Origin of the sequence: Chryseobacterium fluminis (genome assembly GCF_026314945.1) — a bacterium.
Classification (GTDB): domain Bacteria; phylum Bacteroidota; class Bacteroidia; order Flavobacteriales; family Weeksellaceae; genus Chryseobacterium; species Chryseobacterium fluminis.
Genome location: NZ_CP111121.1, coordinates 91,355 through 108,468, shown reverse-complemented (window position 1 = coordinate 108,468; position 17,114 = coordinate 91,355). Strand labels below are relative to the sequence as shown.

16 protein-coding genes are annotated in these 17,114 nt (G+C 37.6%); 1 reads left to right on the top strand and 15 read right to left on the bottom strand.

Features of this window, described 5'->3' with window-relative positions:
• Window positions 1–176: 176 nt before the first annotated feature.
• Window positions 177–3,464, bottom strand: a complete 3,288-nt coding sequence (locus ODZ84_RS00460; RefSeq protein ID WP_266175011.1) for a TonB-dependent receptor — start codon at window positions 3,462–3,464, stop codon at window positions 177–179.
• A gap of 51 nt (window positions 3,465–3,515) precedes the next feature.
• Window positions 3,516–4,469 (bottom strand): FecR family protein, encoded by a 954-nt coding sequence (locus ODZ84_RS00455; RefSeq protein WP_266175010.1) that lies wholly within the window; start codon window positions 4,467–4,469, stop codon window positions 3,516–3,518.
• Between the two features lie 239 nt (window positions 4,470–4,708).
• Between ODZ84_RS00455 and ODZ84_RS00450 the strand changes: the two genes are divergently transcribed.
• On the top strand, window positions 4,709–5,326 hold the full coding sequence (locus ODZ84_RS00450) for an RNA polymerase sigma factor (RefSeq protein WP_266175009.1): 618 nt from the start codon (window positions 4,709–4,711) through the stop codon (window positions 5,324–5,326).
• A gap of 379 nt (window positions 5,327–5,705) precedes the next feature.
• On the opposite strand, the gene ODZ84_RS00445 is transcribed toward ODZ84_RS00450, so the two are convergent.
• The 13 genes from ODZ84_RS00445 to ODZ84_RS00385 all read right to left on the bottom strand — a co-directional run bounded on the left by ODZ84_RS00445 (window position 5,706) and on the right by ODZ84_RS00385 (window position 15,609).
• The gene (locus ODZ84_RS00445) at window positions 5,706–7,196 is read right to left on the bottom strand and encodes a hypothetical protein (RefSeq protein ID WP_266175008.1); all 1,491 of its coding nucleotides are present in this window, start codon (window positions 7,194–7,196) and stop codon (window positions 5,706–5,708) included.
• Between the two features lie 1,061 nt (window positions 7,197–8,257).
• The gene (locus ODZ84_RS00440; RefSeq protein ID WP_266175007.1) at window positions 8,258–8,470 is read right to left on the bottom strand and encodes a hypothetical protein; all 213 of its coding nucleotides are present in this window, start codon (window positions 8,468–8,470) and stop codon (window positions 8,258–8,260) included.
• A gap of 322 nt (window positions 8,471–8,792) precedes the next feature.
• On the bottom strand, window positions 8,793–9,767 hold the full coding sequence (locus tag ODZ84_RS00435; RefSeq protein ID WP_266175006.1) for a hypothetical protein: 975 nt from the start codon (window positions 9,765–9,767) through the stop codon (window positions 8,793–8,795).
• Window positions 9,768–10,711: 944 nt separating this feature from the next.
• The gene (locus ODZ84_RS00430; RefSeq protein ID WP_266175005.1) at window positions 10,712–11,710 is read right to left on the bottom strand and encodes a hypothetical protein; all 999 of its coding nucleotides are present in this window, start codon (window positions 11,708–11,710) and stop codon (window positions 10,712–10,714) included.
• Window positions 11,711–11,724: 14 nt separating this feature from the next.
• Window positions 11,725–12,531 carry a hypothetical protein gene (locus ODZ84_RS00425; protein WP_266175004.1) on the bottom strand — a complete coding sequence of 269 codons (807 nt, stop codon included), beginning with the start codon at window positions 12,529–12,531 and terminating at the stop codon, window positions 11,725–11,727.
• 66 nt (window positions 12,532–12,597) lie between these two features.
• A complete protein-coding gene (locus tag ODZ84_RS00420) occupies window positions 12,598–12,783 on the bottom strand; it encodes a hypothetical protein (protein ID WP_266175003.1) in 186 nt (61 codons plus the stop codon).
• A gap of 31 nt (window positions 12,784–12,814) precedes the next feature.
• Window positions 12,815–13,000 carry a hypothetical protein gene (locus tag ODZ84_RS00415; RefSeq protein WP_266175002.1) on the bottom strand — a complete coding sequence of 62 codons (186 nt, stop codon included), beginning with the start codon at window positions 12,998–13,000 and terminating at the stop codon, window positions 12,815–12,817.
• 31 nt (window positions 13,001–13,031) lie between these two features.
• A complete protein-coding gene (locus ODZ84_RS00410) occupies window positions 13,032–13,217 on the bottom strand; it encodes a hypothetical protein (protein WP_266175001.1) in 186 nt (61 codons plus the stop codon).
• Window positions 13,218–13,247: 30 nt separating this feature from the next.
• Entirely contained in the window at window positions 13,248–13,433 is a 186-nt protein-coding gene (locus ODZ84_RS00405; RefSeq protein ID WP_266175000.1) for a hypothetical protein, read from the bottom strand.
• 31 nt (window positions 13,434–13,464) lie between these two features.
• The gene (locus ODZ84_RS00400; protein WP_266174999.1) at window positions 13,465–13,650 is read right to left on the bottom strand and encodes a hypothetical protein; all 186 of its coding nucleotides are present in this window, start codon (window positions 13,648–13,650) and stop codon (window positions 13,465–13,467) included.
• A 31-nt stretch (window positions 13,651–13,681) separates the two neighbouring features.
• On the bottom strand, window positions 13,682–13,855 hold the full coding sequence (locus ODZ84_RS00395) for a hypothetical protein (protein WP_266174998.1): 174 nt from the start codon (window positions 13,853–13,855) through the stop codon (window positions 13,682–13,684).
• Between the two features lie 23 nt (window positions 13,856–13,878).
• Window positions 13,879–14,964, bottom strand: a complete 1,086-nt coding sequence (locus ODZ84_RS00390; RefSeq protein WP_266174997.1) for a hypothetical protein — start codon at window positions 14,962–14,964, stop codon at window positions 13,879–13,881.
• A 27-nt stretch (window positions 14,965–14,991) separates the two neighbouring features.
• Entirely contained in the window at window positions 14,992–15,609 is a 618-nt protein-coding gene (locus ODZ84_RS00385) for a hypothetical protein (RefSeq protein ID WP_266174995.1), read from the bottom strand.
• Between the last annotated feature and the right edge of the window lie 1,505 nt (window positions 15,610–17,114).

Sequence of the window (17,114 nt, the reverse complement as noted above, 5' to 3'; positions counted from 1 at the left end):
GAAGAGTTCCCTGATGATTCGGTCATTGCTTCGGGAAGAGCAGCTGACCCCGGTTTTTATTTGAATCTCTGCGATGCTGCGCATTCATCAGCAGTATTTTTGATCCAGTTTCAGGTCACCGGAACCTGTACGTTGCCTAATGAGCTCTTTTTCTTCTGTTTTTTATTTAAATTCTGTTAAAAAGTATAGTTCACACTCAGCCCGAATATTCTTCCGCTGTAAGCCCGAAATACGATTTTATCGATATTTTTATCATATTTATCACTGGCGCCCGGTAGAAGTTCCCACATTTCCCTTTCGGTCTGGGAGGTTCCGCTCTTCGATACGGAATAGGAATTATTATTGTTATAATATTCTCTTACCCTGTTAAAAAGGTTTCTTGCATTTAATTTTACTTCAAGATTTCTGTCTTTAAGGAATCTGTAGGAAATCTGTGCATCTGCAACGGCATAGGGTCTTTGAATTTCTTCCGCATTATATGAATATCCTACCGTCATGTACTGATCTCCTTTGGCATTATACAAAAAGCTGAGTCCCAGACGCTCCCCATCATACAGTATACCGACATTATAGGCATAAGGAGTCTGCCCGTACAAAGGTCTTTCCACCTCATAAGTCGCATCTTCATCTGTCGTTTTTTCCCGGTCTTTAAAAGAGATCACTTTTGTCGTGTTATACGTGAAATTTCCGCTTATAAAGAGCTTTTCAAGAAAAGAATTATCTGAGATGAAACCCAGGTTTTTTCTCACTTCGGCTTCAACCCCTTTCAGCTTGGCATTTTTAGAATTCCCGTTGTAAAGGTGTAAGTTTCCTTCATTCGAAATGTACCCTTCTCTTTCAATCGGCCGGTCTATATTCTTATAGTAGAGTCCTGCTGAAAATATCTCTCCCAGTCCCGGAAACCATTCAAATTTAAAATCATAATTATTCACCACGGATGAGACCATGGCTGTATTATGAATCAACCCGTTGGCAATAGGATCAAAAAACGGCAGTCCGGTTCTTTCATTAAACTGGGGACGAATCACCGCCTTATTGTAGGCTAGCCTTACGTTGATCTTTGCGGTCGGGCTGTAGGTGAAGTTGGCCGAAGGCATCCATTGCCATGGTTTGTCTTCCACCTGGACTTTATTGACATTCTGAGGATCGTTAGGATCCATCTGCTGGGAAATAAGGTTATATTCAAAATATTCTGCCCGAAGCCCCCAGACCAATCTGAACTTATTTTTCCAGCGGTTGTCAAACATCGCAAACATCGCATGCTGCTCTACTTTACCCTCATATTTTTCATCACTGTATAAAGGTCTGGTTTCCCACCCTATACCTCCGGGGCCATAATGCGACCCGTCGAACCAATCGGAAAGTGCTCCTTCCAGGGTTTTGATATTCCCACCGCCATTGGATTCGTCTACTCTTAATAAAAACTTCTGCTGAATATTGGTATTGCTTTTTGAAGCGCCTGCATATCCTGCTTTAATATCATTTTTAAAGCTTCCAATATTGATATTCCATTTTAAGGAAGCGCCGTAATTATAATCGGTTTCTCTGTTTTCGATATACCCTCTTGCAAAATCGCTTGATGAATTGTTAATCTGATGATAGGCAATAGTCTCGTTTCCTATAAAATTATACAGCGTCTGATGAAGTGTATAATCTTTGGTATCTGCCGCTACTCCTGTCCGTGCTGCAAACCAGTCGATATCTATATTTCCGATTTTATGACTTCCTTCCAGCTTATTCTGCAAAAGCGTCTGATACACCGGATAATCGGCATTATCGGTATACGGCCGGTCTAAGGATTTTATTTGCCCGGGATCATTATTTGGAACAATTCCGTTGTAAAAGTAATTATAGGACAATTCTGCATTTCCCGGCAGTCCGGTACCCGAGGTATATTCGTTCCATCCGGTAATCCTGGTGAGTGTATTATCATAAATATGCGTATAAGAATTTCGGAACGAGAACCTGTTTTTTCCCAGCTGCAATCCAAAATTCAACATTCCCGCTAAGGTGGAATTGTAGGTGTACGAAGCACCCTTATTCTTAAAATTGTAAAACTTTACGGGTGACTGCTGATAATCCGGAGCATCAGAACTTGTGAGATAAGTTGTATCCAGCCAGTTTCCTCTTCCTGTGTGGTCTATTTCCAGCTTATTCTGTTCATTCCTTAGCACTAGGGCACCTGCAAAACCCCATTTATTATTATCTTTAAGCCTGTATGTTCTTCCTAATGCCAGCTGCATATTGCTCCCCGGGTCTGCTGTCGTTACATAAGTGGAGAAATTATCATTGGTAAACTGTTTCGACTGTTCAAAAAACATCGGATTCGTCCAGTTCATGGCCTGCAATCCTTTCGGAAAATCTCTCGTTCCGTCATCATATCCGAAATAATCGTATTTTCCGCGTTTGCGGGTAAGCGCTTCCTTAAAGGTTGCCAAATCGTTGTAAGAAGTTCCCGTGGTTACTGTTGTAAAGTTTTCATTGGGGATATCTTTTGTTTTTATTTCTACGAAACCTCCGGCAAAACTTGCATTCATGTCCGGAGTGGCGCTTTTACTTACCACTACACTTTCCACCATGGAGGTCGGAATAATATCGAATGAAAAATTCTGGTTATAGGCTTCCGTACTGGGAAGATTGATCCCGTCCATTGCCGCCGTGTTCCAGCGTTCTCCCATGGAACGTACTACAACGTATTTGTTATCAATGGTGGTAATTCCGGTTACTCTTTTTAAGGTTCCCCCCAGATCATTATCGGGTGTTTTGGCAATTTGTTCAGCTGAAATCCCATCGCTCATCTGGGCTGCTTTTTTCTGCTGGGCTAATAGCCCTGCCTGCGTATCTGCCTTACGGTTTCCTGTAATGACCACCTCCCTGATATCTGTTATTTTATCTGAAGCCGCCTTCATGGCAAATGAAACGGCATTGGTCTCATTGGGAATCACCTTCATTTTTTCTACCCGCAGAGCATTATATTTAGGAGCTTTTACCGTTAAAGTATATATTCCGGAGGGAAGTTCTATAGAGAAGTCTCCATTGTTGTCTGTTACGGTACTTTTCGCGGCCACATTTATTTCTGCACCTATCACAGGGTTTCCTACTTCATCAACGATCTTCCCTGAAATTCTTCCGTTTCCCAAAACGGCAACACTGCTTCCTTCATATTTTATTGAAATAAGATCTCCCCGCAAACGATAAACAACGGGCAATCCATTGGTAATATCTTTCAGACAGGCATTCACCGGCACATTTTCACATTTTACTCCTCTTACTTTTAATTCTTTAATATCTGATTTAGAATAAACCAATCGCATTCCTGTTTTACCGGAAAACTCTTCCAGAACATCAGTCAGCGATTTTCCGGATGGTGCAGAAAAAGACACCTTATGTACCAGTTCCTGAGCCTCTGCTGCCACCGTAAAAAATATTGCTGCTATCGTAAGACCACACTTCAAACTTTTCATTATCACACTCTCTTTAATTATATTTTATCTGATTATTAGTTTTTTTTTGGCTTATGGCTGTTTTTTAAGGATATACATCTGTTTTTCTTTCTGAACGTCCAATCCGAGGATAAATGCCAGCGCTTCAACATTTTCATCGGTACTTCCCCCTGTGAAATCGGCTGTTATTTTCTTATCTGCAACGTCCTTCGGATACACAATACTGATATTGTAATTCTCCTGTAAAACTTCGGCTACTTCTTTTAGGGTAACGTCATTAAAACTAAGAGACAACAATGACGGCAGTTCCTTCTGTGAATGATTTTCTTCTCTGAATGAAATGACGGCTGCCGTACGGGCCACACCGAAATTGGTCCATTTCTGATGAGGTTTCAGAAAAGTGACAGGCACACCTCCATAGGAAACGGCTACTTTTCCTTCATAAAGATCTACGGCTTTATCATTACCGGTCTGGGTGATTTTGAATACCGTACCTAAAACTTTGGTGCTGAAACCATCTGCCTGTACAATGAAGGGATGCTTCTTTGATTTCGCAACCGAGAAAATAGCATCTCCTTTCAAATCCACCACTCTTGTATCAGCAGGAAAAGATTTTTCAACGGTAAGCTCTGCTCCGGGAAATAAAGTTACCACCGAGCCGTCTGCCAGATAAACCTTTTGGTTTTCAGATTTTGCGACATAAACATCCGGCTTAAAGAAAGTGTGGTAAGTAAAAATTCCCCCTATTGAAAAAAGAAGTATGATAACGGCTGCGATTTGGTAAACATACTTTCTAAAGCTATTCGGATGACTAGTAATGCCGGGCTGAATAAAATAAGGCTCCAGTGAAAAGAAAACCCTTTCTGCGGATTTTTTCATATGGTTTGTATCCAGATTCTTTTCTACATGAATTTTCCATTGATCCAAAAGCTGGGTCTCTTTCTGAGATCTGTGCTCTCCGGAAACTTCTCTTTCCCAAAGTCTGAAGACAAACGCTTCAATATCTTTATATTTTAAGTTTTTCATAAATGCTTACCTCTGAATTCTCAGTTACATCTATAAAACAGCGGAAATAAAAAACTTCCCCAGCCTGCTTTTAACATTCTGTTCATATTACAGCGTACTTGTCAACGATTTTGAGTTTTCTTCATCATTTCTCAACATTAGCTTCACATTCCGGCTCTTATTTTCAGAAATAATTAATGTTGAATTCCCCAAAGTTCACAAAAAGTTAATTTTCCTTTAGGTAATTTTGTACCAGCAATATGAATCAGACAGACCATAGTTTATTAGCTAAGATAAAAACAGGCGACCGCCCTGCTTTTGTAATATTATATGAACGGTATTGGGATCTTTTTTACCGTTTTGTGTTTGCACGTACGAAAGACAAAGAGGCGACAGAGGAACTGCTGCAGAATCTTTGGATTAAAGTTCTTGAAGATACGGACAGTATTCATACGGATGACCAGGAAAGTGCAAAGGGATATCTCTTACGGTATCTCCATTACAGGGTGATCGATTATTTCAACACCTATAAAAAAACGTCATCTACCATAAGGATCGATGAATCTGAACACTCCATCGATATCACCGACACCGAATATTTCGAAATTCTTGAAGAGCATGATGTTTCAGCTTTATTTTCAATGATTGATGAGGTAGTTTCGCAGCTTCCTCTAACAGAGCAGAACGTATATGATCTCAGAATCCGAAAGAACAGATCTGTCGATGAAACTGCAGAAGCTTTAGGACTGAGCAATAAAACGGTAAGTAATAAATTGAGTAAAACCCTGGGCGAAATACGGGAACAGCTCAATCCCGAATATCAGTCTTCTAAAAAACTTATTTCTCTACTCATTTTAATGGAAATGCTCTCAAAATAAGAATTGACTACAGGCTACAGACAGATTCCTCCTGATCCTTTGGAAGGGATTTTCGTATATTAATATAGCTTATTGAATCATAGCTCTTGGGTTACATCCATTCACACGACAAAACCTGGCCGATAATTATTTTATCAATAACGTCTGCGTTGATACAACTCCTGAAAAAATAAAAGGTTACAGGTTTATCTCCGAGCACAAGAAATCCGGAGAAAAATATTCCTCCGGATTTTACAATTGATCAGTAAATATAAATTTATATAAAATGGTGCAATATCTTAATAGTCCAGCAAGAGATTCTTTTTGATACGGGCTTCAAACGCAAAAGCTGTAGTAACGAAAAGATCCAGACATCCGGTCGGACGGATAAGATTATTTGCTATTTTAAAGTAATGGTCATATTCGGGACTACAATATCACCGGTAGTTCCGGTATACCGCTGTGCGAAGATTTCAATATAATCATTTGTGGTAAGCTCGGTCGTCCCATTGATCGGAAGTACCACAATATCATTTACCGCCGTGCCTCTTCCATAGATCTTATATTGATTCAGAGGGGTACCGTTTTTTGCAATATAAATGATATAGGTTCCTGCACCGGGTACCTGAAAAGAAACCGATCCTGTAACCTGGAAAATTCTTTTCTTCTTACCGATATATTTTAATCGGTTGGGTACCCCGTCAGTAGCAAAGCGGAAAAGGTTGGAAGAGGAAGAGACAGAACTTGCAGTCCCTATTTTAACAATATTACTTGGATTTGAGGTATTAAAAGTGACTCCTATACCGGTTCCAACGGCATAATCCACAGAAAAGTCTCCCACCGCGTTTGTATCTGCTTCCGTGGGAAGTCCTGCCGCTCTCACCGTCCAGCTGTTATTGAAATTGTACCCGGCAAAGGTTCCGGTAGTATAAGGTCTGACATATCCTGCCGTAGTGTTCCCGGTGAAAACAACCGATTCTATAACTGCATCTCCTGTAATGGTAAGACCGGAGGCAGAAACATCAAAACCCACTGCAGAACCGTTAACCTGACTAAAGCCGCCTTGCTTTTCTACTAAAGTAAAGGTTCCCTGCAGTCTTTCGTAAGTCCCGAGATTGTTGGAGGCCCAGCCCATATTGCTCAGTAGCAGCTGACCGATATTATTATAAGTAATACCGTTAGAATTACCCGTATACTGAATGATACTAAAAAATACAAGCCCCAGTCCCGAAATACTTCCTACGCTGCTGGAATTGGCAACGATACAGTCTCTGAATATCAAATTTTGGGTGGCCGTTCCCGAAAGATTGAACACGCTACCTCCCGGAGCGCTCATGGTAATACTTCTGATACTACCACCGGTAGAGCCCTCCACAATATTACCACTGGTTCGCAAAATAATATCATTATTGGTATCATGCCCCTGGATATAGGCATTATTAAGTTCCAATGGACGGTCAAATGTAATCTGACCATTGATTTCGTACAGCGTATTGGCATCCAGCAGATATCGTGCTCCACCACCGGCACTTAGCTCGGCAGCAAGCACTGTAGACAGCACATCAGTAGATTTTATACGTTTAAAATTCAGTCTTTCCGAAACACCACTTCCCACCGGGGCCCAGATATTGGCACCCGCTGCATAATAATAAAATATTTTCTGTGTAGTATCGTAAACAATCAAACCATCTGCCGGAGATGTGATGGCTGTTCGCTGTGCACTAGTCATTCGCGGAGCCAGCAATCCGCGGGTTGTAGAACTAATGTCAAGCGCAGAGCTGGGATCCGGAGTCTGTGTATTAATTCCTACCTGTGCCGTCATTAATGAAGCAATAAGAATCATATAAAATGTCACCAATCTGCCCGAAAAAATTACTTTTTTTACTTTCATAATAATACCTTTTAGTTTTAAGGGAACAATATTAAACCCGGATTTTCGATCATTTGTTCTGTAAAAACTTATGTTTCAGTAACCAGATCAGAAACTTTAAGATCCTATTTCACAAATTCCAGATTTAATTTCACAAAACTATTAAATGCCGGCACTATTCTTTATGAGGCGGATCATAATGCTTGAAAAGATTTCGGACCGCGTAATTAAATACTTTATAATGAAAATATTAACCCTTTATTCATTCTAAGGAGCTCCATTGCTATTAGATTTACTACAACACATGAAGAGCCCGGCCCCTTTACAGATTGACGATTATATTTTAGCAGGAGCATAATCAAATTCGCAATTCTAAAGGATTCAGGGATACGATGGGGCGAGAATACTATATTGGTTGGTCAATGTGGGTTCGCTGTTTACCTGTACAGGACAGCAGCAGGTACGGAATATGTTTATGGTCAGAATATTCTGAAATGCAGTGGCAAGGTTAGTCTTTTCTAAAAGAACCCTCTGAAATGTATGTCAAAAATGAAATCAGCAAATCAGACTGCGATAGAAGGCCTCACCATTCTCCCGGGAGTTCAGTATCCGGTCAATTAGTTGATGATGATCAGAACATGAAACCTTCTTTAAGAAGATCCAATCTATTGATTACAGAATGGAGGTATGAAAAACTCAGTTTTAAATGTGTTAGAGAGAAGGACGAAATCACTGAGAATGATTTTTTTAAACTTTATTAAAATAAGTATATGGTTTAGCCATGTCTTTAAGGAGCGTTGTATCCGTACACATCGAGCTGTAGCTATCTAATGTCATTTGCACCCTTTCGCATCACCAATATTATTTTAATTATAAAATATGTCATTTTAAATCTTTATAGAAATGGACGGGAAATAATACAATCTATTTTCGGAAAACCCTTTCTTTATCATTTTCTAAGGGAATGAAAAAGATAGCAATCCTACCCTATCCATTTTAAAATCTACTTGTTGCCTCAGGAGTTGTTAAGGGAATATTTTGTATTCTATATTTAAAAGTATTCCATACATTATACTTATAACTTAATGGTACACATTCTTTCCATAAGTCGTTACCGTTTTTATGTGGGAAACCTTATTATCATCGAAATTGATTATCAGGACTTTCTTCCTTCCAAACCACTCCTTTTTTAAAATATAGGTCCAGACACTTGACTGATAAAAATTACATTCATCACCCAGCTCATGGAGAATATTATTCTTAGTCTTTCCGATTAAATGTTGATACTGATCCATTGTTAAACGATTTTAATGTATATTTATAAAATATGAGGGGCTCTTTTACCATAAAAAATAAATCAGACAAACACGGAGCCCCTCAATTAAAACCAAGCACCTCCTGTAATTCCCCCTTACAATAAATGGAGGCGCCTGATTTTATATGTCAATTGTAGCTATCGTTTATTTATATGGATAATTCATGCTGCGAATTCTGATAATATCACTCCTATTTATTATTTCTCAGTGAGAAGTATGGTTAGTATTATAAGATAACGCAATTGGTCTAATACCAGTGTTTTTGTTTTTCATCGTGTTTTTAGAATCTTAGTGTCAAATTTTAAGGAGCAAAGTAAGTTATGGTAACTGTGTTGATTAATGTTCTATTATAATTAGAACTCTCAACATTGATCGTATTTGTTGACGGATCAATAAATCTTGTCAGAAACACTACCTTTTCTCCGGCATTCATAAACATTGAGCCAAAACAATTTGAAGTATTTAAAAGAGCAAAACCAGTGGGACTTGTGATTTTATCTTCATCCTTAAAAAAAGCAAAAGAAGCATTACCCTGTTCTCGAAACGCACCGGTAAAAGGTTTAGAAATTCCCACTCTCATTGCTTCAATTGTACCGGTTACTGTTAAGCTAATTTGAAAATTATAATACCCGCTTTTGTTGGCTGTAAATTCATTGGTAGATACATTATAAGTTGCGATATCCCCCTGAACCAATACCTTATCAAATTTGATAATTCTGATCTTAGATCCTAAGTCAGGACCTAAGAATGTAGTATTGTTTCCTGAGGGTAAAAAACCTAAAATATTTGCGATACTTGCCGATTTTGAAGGTAATGAATTTTCATCAATTAATCTTACCCATTTCGTTAAGGTAGAATTATAAATATAGAATGTGTCTTTAATCACATTATCCGGATTAGAACCGGCGTTTACTGTATTGTATACTATTAATCCGTTAGCCGGACTAGGCACTGTTGTAATATCTGCCCTGCCGGTAAGAGAAACCTGTGGAAAGAGAATTCCTTTTTTATTATTGGCAGGAAGATTATTTACGTTAACGTCAAGTACTGCAGAGGAATTCGGAACCGTAGTTCCTATACCCACATTTCCGCTTCGGGTTACGACAACATCATTTGCCTGCTGTGCGCTTGCAGGAACGCCAGTGGCAGCATTATCCTTAGCGCCATCAATATGAAATGTCGCCTGAGGATTAGCGGTATGAACGCCAACTTGTGAAAAGACCGAAGTAGAGATCAGTCCCATAGCCATTGCCAGAATAATGCTATTTTTTTTCATTTTTCAAATATGTTAAATTGTAAGTATTTGTGTTTAAATCAACCTTAATTATAGTTAAAAGGCCTTATTTTCATAAATGTGCTCAGCTAATTGTGATTTAGAATTCCTTTTCTCTGATTAATGCTTATGTATACTGATAATTTGCTGTACGATCATTGGCAAACAACTTTAATCATGATTTATTTATTGTACGCATACCTGCGGATTATTACAGATCCGGAAGCACTTTTTTAAGCTTGTAAGATACTATGACGGGAGCAAAGATGCTAATTTTATCAACTTGGCTTTCTTTACGTATCACTTCATCATATAGAGTTGTCGATCTATATTTGTCACATAAAAAGGCAACGATTCCCTTCTGAGAAAACAACTAATTCCCTAGAAAATATAATCGACAAATTTGTTAATAATCTTAACAGGAAATCGCAAAGATCGAAGGTATAAAAATTTAATTCTTAAATGATTTACAGCTAGTATCTACCATTGAAAGTACAGCAGGTATTATATTCTTCTGATACAAAATATCTGATACGCTTTTTGAGGTTCAGACAGCTCTGTATAAAATCTTCGTATAGAATATACCCATCGAAATGGCAATGAATACCATTTATTATTGAATAATTTTTTCATCATTTGTGTTTTATTGTTCTAAAATTTCAAAGCCTCTTCAATAAAGCTTTTAAATTAGTAGTGCAAATGTAGAAAATCCACTTAATAAAAGACTAAAAAGTCTTCTATTTTTATTATGCGAAACATATTAATAATTTAATGATTATAAATGTCGGCAATCTGATCGTGTTATCATGACTTTAACAATTTTTTATAAATAGCATGAGCGTAGTTGATGCTGAGGATATAGAAAATAAGGATTGTAATTGAAATATCTGATAAAAAAGCCAACGAAAAATCCATAAAGATCAGTTGATCGGCTGCTCTCAAAAGCTTTACCGGAAAAGAAGAATTTCTCTCCAGTTAAAGATGAGCTGAGAAAGAATAAAATAGGCAAAAAGTGCATAATTAAATATACCATAGATAAGAATAAAAGTTTCTTTTTTAGTTTTCATTTTATTCCACCGAAAAGGATGGACAATCCAGCTGCCAAATTCCTTACTGGACCGCTGGTGAAGATTGGGGATATTGAAAATATCAGATAATAACCAATAGCCATCCGATCTTATAAAAGGGATGAGCTGAATCAATGAGTATATTGCTACAATATAGGCCAATTCTCCAAATACCGTTTTCTCAAAGAAAAATGACAGCGCATAGAAAGCAAAAACACAGATCAACTGCATATATATCCCTGCCAGATTACCGATAATCCTGTGTTCTTTTTTACAGTGCCATAATGCTGATATACTGGAATACAGAACGGGAAATATAAAATATATTCCCATGCCGATCTCTCCGTTTCTTCCTGCAAACCGTTTGCATGCTGCAATGTGTCCTAATTCGTGTAAAAACATGGTGGGTATATATAAAAGCATAAGCAAGAATACCGAGGCATTGCTTACTTCTATATCTACACTAAAAATGATAAAAAATGCCAGAAGTACTAAACCGGAAAATAAGGTCCAGAAAAACTTCGGTGCAAATAAGTTACTGAAAATACCCGCCAGAATTCCAGATACTTTCGGTGAAAACAAAGGAATCTGAAATCGGATAAAACTTTTTTCTTCTTCCCAGGTAACAGCACCCTTATTCAAAAGCTGCATTTTTCCCAAAACCTGATCAATAAAAAAAGAAAAATCTTCATGCGTAAGTTCTTCATTGAATTTTAAATTGAATGCCCTACACGCCTCATCTAAGTCCGAATTTTCAGAAAGAATATCGATCAGCTCCTTTGTGGAATGAGTAATTATAAAATTTCTCCCCTGCAATTCCAATATCCATTTTTTATCATCATAAGAAGATAAAATAAAATCTGTACGAATGACTGACATATCATTATGTATTACTAAGTGGTTAATAATTCTCTGTTCCGATGCAGATGAGCCAGTACAATATCAGCCCATCCCGCCAATTGGCTTAATGACAAATCTTCAGACTTCTTTTTGGCAGCAAGCAATTCCTGCTCTGCGTAATCCATTAACTCATATCCTATACCGGATACGTATAACAGTCTTTCATGAAATTTTTCAATATCCGGATCTTCCTCGATCCCCTCAGTATGCATCAGTTCGTATACTCTCGAATGTACATAGGTCCATTGGTTATCCTTTAGATCCTTATCAAAATCATCGAGATCGTCACACATTTGTATGGCGAGAAACAGATGGCTAAAAATATCTAAAATCAATGTACTGTTATGTCTGGCACTGAATAGAATATCAAGCCCGATAATCGGAATATAGGCTAATGAATGTTTTGCTATGGCATACTCCTTAAAATCCTCTAAAGAAAGGAAAGGCTTTTCGGCAGATCTGAATTTCTCTTTGTACAGAGCATCAAAGTACAATTTGCAGTAGTGATCATGACGATTCCAAAAATCACTGTCTTTTGGAAATAAGGTCAGTAAGCTTGTCAAAGAGTTTTTAAAACAATCTACTGCATTATACGTTGTATTGGTACCTGTTTTATAAAGGCTGACAAAATCAATACTATGGTCTATCAGCTTATCCATTTCAAGAATAAAATAACACATTCCTTTGGCCGCTATATCGAATTCTCTGACAAGAGGCTCGTCATGGATAACATAATTGTCTCTTATGTAATCAATTTGATTCTGGAAAAAGAATTCCGGTAAAAATGTTTTTTTCTCCATTTTAAACTAATTTAAAAGGAAGGACTTGAATTACTTCAGGTCCCTCCAGGATGTTTTTGTTATTCATTAAAACGGTATACCTCCTCCGGTATCTCCACGTGGTGGCGTTGGCGTTGGTGCTGGTGCAGGAGTGCTTCCTCCGTTTCTGTTAACTGCCGGTTTGGAGTAGCAATAAAACGTAAATTCTTTTCTCTGCTCCAATTGCTCTGCTGAGAAATTTTCTAATTTCTTTTTTAAACTTGTGTTCATCATGATACTATTTTAAAAGGTTAAACATATAAATTTAGAAAGGTATACCTCCTCCGGTATCTCCGCGAGGCGGCGTTGGCGTTGGTGTTGGCGCAGGAGTACTTCCTCCGTTTCTGTTAACTGCCGGCTTGGAGTAGCAATAACATGTGAATTCTTTTCTTTGCTCCAGTTGCTCGGCTGAGAAATTTTCTAATTTCTTTTTTAAACTTGTGTTCATCATAATACTATTTTAAAAGGTTAAACATATAAATTTAGAAAGGTATACCTCCGCCGGTATCTCCGCGAGGCGGCGTTGGTGTTGGAGCTGGTGCAGGAGTGCTTCCTCCGTTTCTGTTAACTGCCGGCTTAGAGTAGCAATAACATGTGAATTCTTTTCTCTGCTCCAATTGCTCTGCTGAGAAATTTTCTAATTTCGTTTTTAAACTGTTGTTCATCATAATACTATTTTAAAGGTTAAACATATAAATTTAGAAAGGTATACCTCCTCCGGTATCTCCGCGAGGCGGCGTTGGTGTTGGCGCTGGTGCAGGAGTGCTTCCTCCGTTTCTGTTAACTGCCGGCTTAGAGTAGCAATAACATGTGAATTCTTTTCTCTGCTCCAATTGCTCTGCTGAGAAATTTTCTAATTTCTTTTTTAAACTTGTGTTCATCATAATACTATTTTAAAAGGTTAAACGTATAAATTTAGAAAGGTATACCTCCTCCGGTATCTCCACGCGGTGGCGTTGGTGTTGGCGCTGGTGCAGGAGTGCTTCCTCCGTTTCTGTTAACTGCCGGCTTAGAGTAGCAATAACATGTGAATTCTTTTCTCTGCTCCAATTGCTCTGCTGAGAAATTTTCTAATTTCTTTTTTAAACTTGTTTTCATCATAATACTATTTTAAAAGGTTAAACGTATAAATTTAGAAAGGTATACTTCCTCCGGTATCTCCACGCGGTGGCGTTGGTGCTGGTGTACCTCCGCCGCTTCTGTTAACTGCCGGCTTAGAGTAGCCATAATATGTGAACTCTTTTCTCTGCTCCAGTTGTTCTACTGAGAAATTTTCTAATATCTTTTTAAACTTGTGTTCACCCAATGGCTTAAGTACTGTTTTCCTGATTAATCTACCGGGCTAGGTGCTGAACCATTTTCGGAACCACCTAAATCGACTTGAATATTATTATTTTCTCTAATTACTTTTTTAGGGATGATCAGTATCGTGATAATCCATTGCCCATTACCAAAAGTACTTATACAATTTTTATAATCTGCATAGAGCCTCCATGTAGTACCCTCCTTATAGGCATGGGAAGTATAAGAACAAAAATCTCCTCCCATATCAGCGGGTGGTTTAGATAATACCCTGTCAAACGAGCTCCCTACCACTACCACAGTATATTTTGAGGTAGGAATATTGGTGTCGAAATTCTTAAGAAAGTCTCTGTTAACATTACTTATCTGGTATCTCTGGTAATAGAAAGGAACCTGTTCGGGTGACGCTACTCTACTTTTATATACCTTGCCGTCTGCATTATTGATGACCAGGTTAAAATACTCATTCCCTACCGGGCCATTATTCAGATTGGTAATTCCTAATGGAGAGTTGGTGCCATCACCTGCGATGCGTAGTTTTTCTGCCGGATTTACCGTTCCAATCCCTACATTGCCATTATCTTTAATAACAACTTCAGTTCCTGCAGCTCTTGCCGTTCCGTCCGACTTTTTGCCCAGTTCAACCCTTGTGCCGGAAGCATTATCCACCCAGGCATCTGCGGTCTGGTCTCCTGTCACTGTCTGCACAGGCATTTTGGATAGCGGCCGCCATGTTCCTCCATTAATCGTTGTGGATTTGTTATCATAATACCAGTACCCTGCAGTTAAAGTTCCCTCTGTGGAACCTATACCCGCCACTCCCGAAGTTGATGTATTATAAACAATAAGTCCATCATAACGGCTCGGAAATGAAGTGGGAATTCCTGTTACACCTCCGCCAAATGAAGTAAATCCTGTCAGATCTGTTCTCGGAAACAACAATCCTTTTCCGACATTAGATGAACTGTTATACGTCGTATTAGAAGATGCATCAATAAAAGCAGAACTTCCTGCTGCTGCCTGATTATCTATACTGTTTGCTATTCTGATCTGGCTATAGAATAGCGGGCCCGCCACGCCTATTCCTAAAGTAAAAAGTGTTTTTAATTTCATATTTTTATTTTTCATCCTAAATTATTATTAAAATCCTGACACCCATTCCCAAGAACCACTGCCACTTCCTCCCAAATAAATTAAAGTACCATTTACTCCCCCTCCTATGGTTTGATAAGAAGACGTATTGGATGGCAAGGGCGAAAGCAGCATTGTGCCCATCCCTCTGTTTGAAACGTATATTTTCTTTCCAACCGGAACTCCCGTCACCGGAAGAGTTAATGTTGGCGTTGAATTTTGAGAAATATTAAGCTTGATGAAGTCATCTGTCGGCAATGCACTATAATCACTGGTCTTTTCTGCTACTACATTAAAACTTCTTTCCCCTACCAGGGTCCATTTTGCCTTCGGCGCATCGTAGTAATATAAACCTGCGCCCGTAATGTTCGATGTTTTTCCGGAAGCTCCTGTCCCGGAAGTCACAAAAATCAGCGCTCCGTTTTGATCTGTACCGTACACTGCATCTTTTGCGGCTAGCTCCGATACCGTAGACCGGGGAATTAACACCCCATCAGGAGAGGTGGTTTCTTTTTTTCCTACTACATCCAGCGTAGCTTTAGGTAATTGGGTATTTATACCAATTTGTCCTTTTGCACTTATACAAATTAAGGCAATGGAAAATAACGATAAAATTTCTTTTTTCATTTTTTTATGTTTTTGAAGGTCTATTATTTTGGTTTTATAGATTTAAATTAAATTCACACTGATACAAATAACAGCATCAGGGAAAAACTTTAAAGCATCGCTATTAGTATTATTCCTCAAAGAATAACTACCGCATTTTCATAGTACTGAAAATGTTATTTTAATCCAGAATATGATTTTCATGGAAATTCCGTACAAAACAGCAAGTCATGTCTGTATCGTAATTTATATTAGGTATTTACAAATACAGCTCAATTAACCCATCAGTTAATATGTGCTTATTATAAATCTGTACTGAAAATGGTAAATATATAATTACTTCGATACAACCTAAGCATTTTAAACAATCGTTTAAAATAGAATAAGTAATAATAGTGTATTATATTGCTAAGAAAATAGCCGGTGTGTAATTTCTAATTTTTTTTTCATAATTCTAAGCGTGTTACGTCAATGTGTTTTTACTAAAAATAAGAATTTAAGGGAGTAGATTCTCATTGATATTTCAGCAAATATAGCCTTATTTTTTTAATATCAAAAAAAAATTAACTAAAACTACACAATTAATATCGTAAACGACTGAATATCAAATAATAAATTTATCTGCTTTTATCTTATCCGTTTAAAGTAGATCATCTGTCTACCTTAATTTTTCATTGATAAAGGTTTTAAAATATACATATATTTTATTTTTTCTCATCTGACAATATATAAGATTAAAATTAATTTTCTCCCAAACTTCTGATCCTGACCCGTGGTTATGTAACACCGCTCAAAAACAAAAAACGCTGTAAACAATAATATTTACAGCGTTTCAGCTTATTTGGTCGAATCCCTTCACTGTTACCGCACGAATCCCTTCATTGCTACCGCACGAATCCCTTCGTGTGGTTGTCTGCAAACCACAAAGGAAATCCCAGATTTTTAAACACTTAAGTTATTAAAGTAATATACTTTACGCAAAGAAGCACACGTAAGTTTTTTGAAAATCTTTGATTTTCACCTGATCTGAACTTAATTCTGCAGTATTTTATTCCCTGAAATAGTCCTTTAACGAAAGTTTCCACCACTGGCAACCGGTTTTCAGCCGCTTATAATGATCTGAACTATTTTTACCAAGTCAAACTTCGTAGAAAATCCTCTTTTCCCTTTGCTTAAATGGTAAAATCCATTTCTGTAATTTATCTTTGCTGATGATTTCCAGATTATTAGCCTTTTACATTGCAATCCAAATTGCTAATTTTCTCGGAACTCTTTTTTCCTTGAATAAGTTTAAACAACTTCATCATAATCGAATTACACTACTATACTTTTCTCCTTGGTATTTCCGGTAGTCTAACTACTTCCTTTTTTGAGTTATTTTAACCTTTAAACCTAAATCATTTTTCAAGTATAAATAAAACAAAATCAACGAGATAAGTGTTTTACACAAAGTAAAAATCCAAAATAATTCAAAGAAATGCTTTTTTGATTAAATAACTGTATTTTCGATTAATATCGATTAAAAA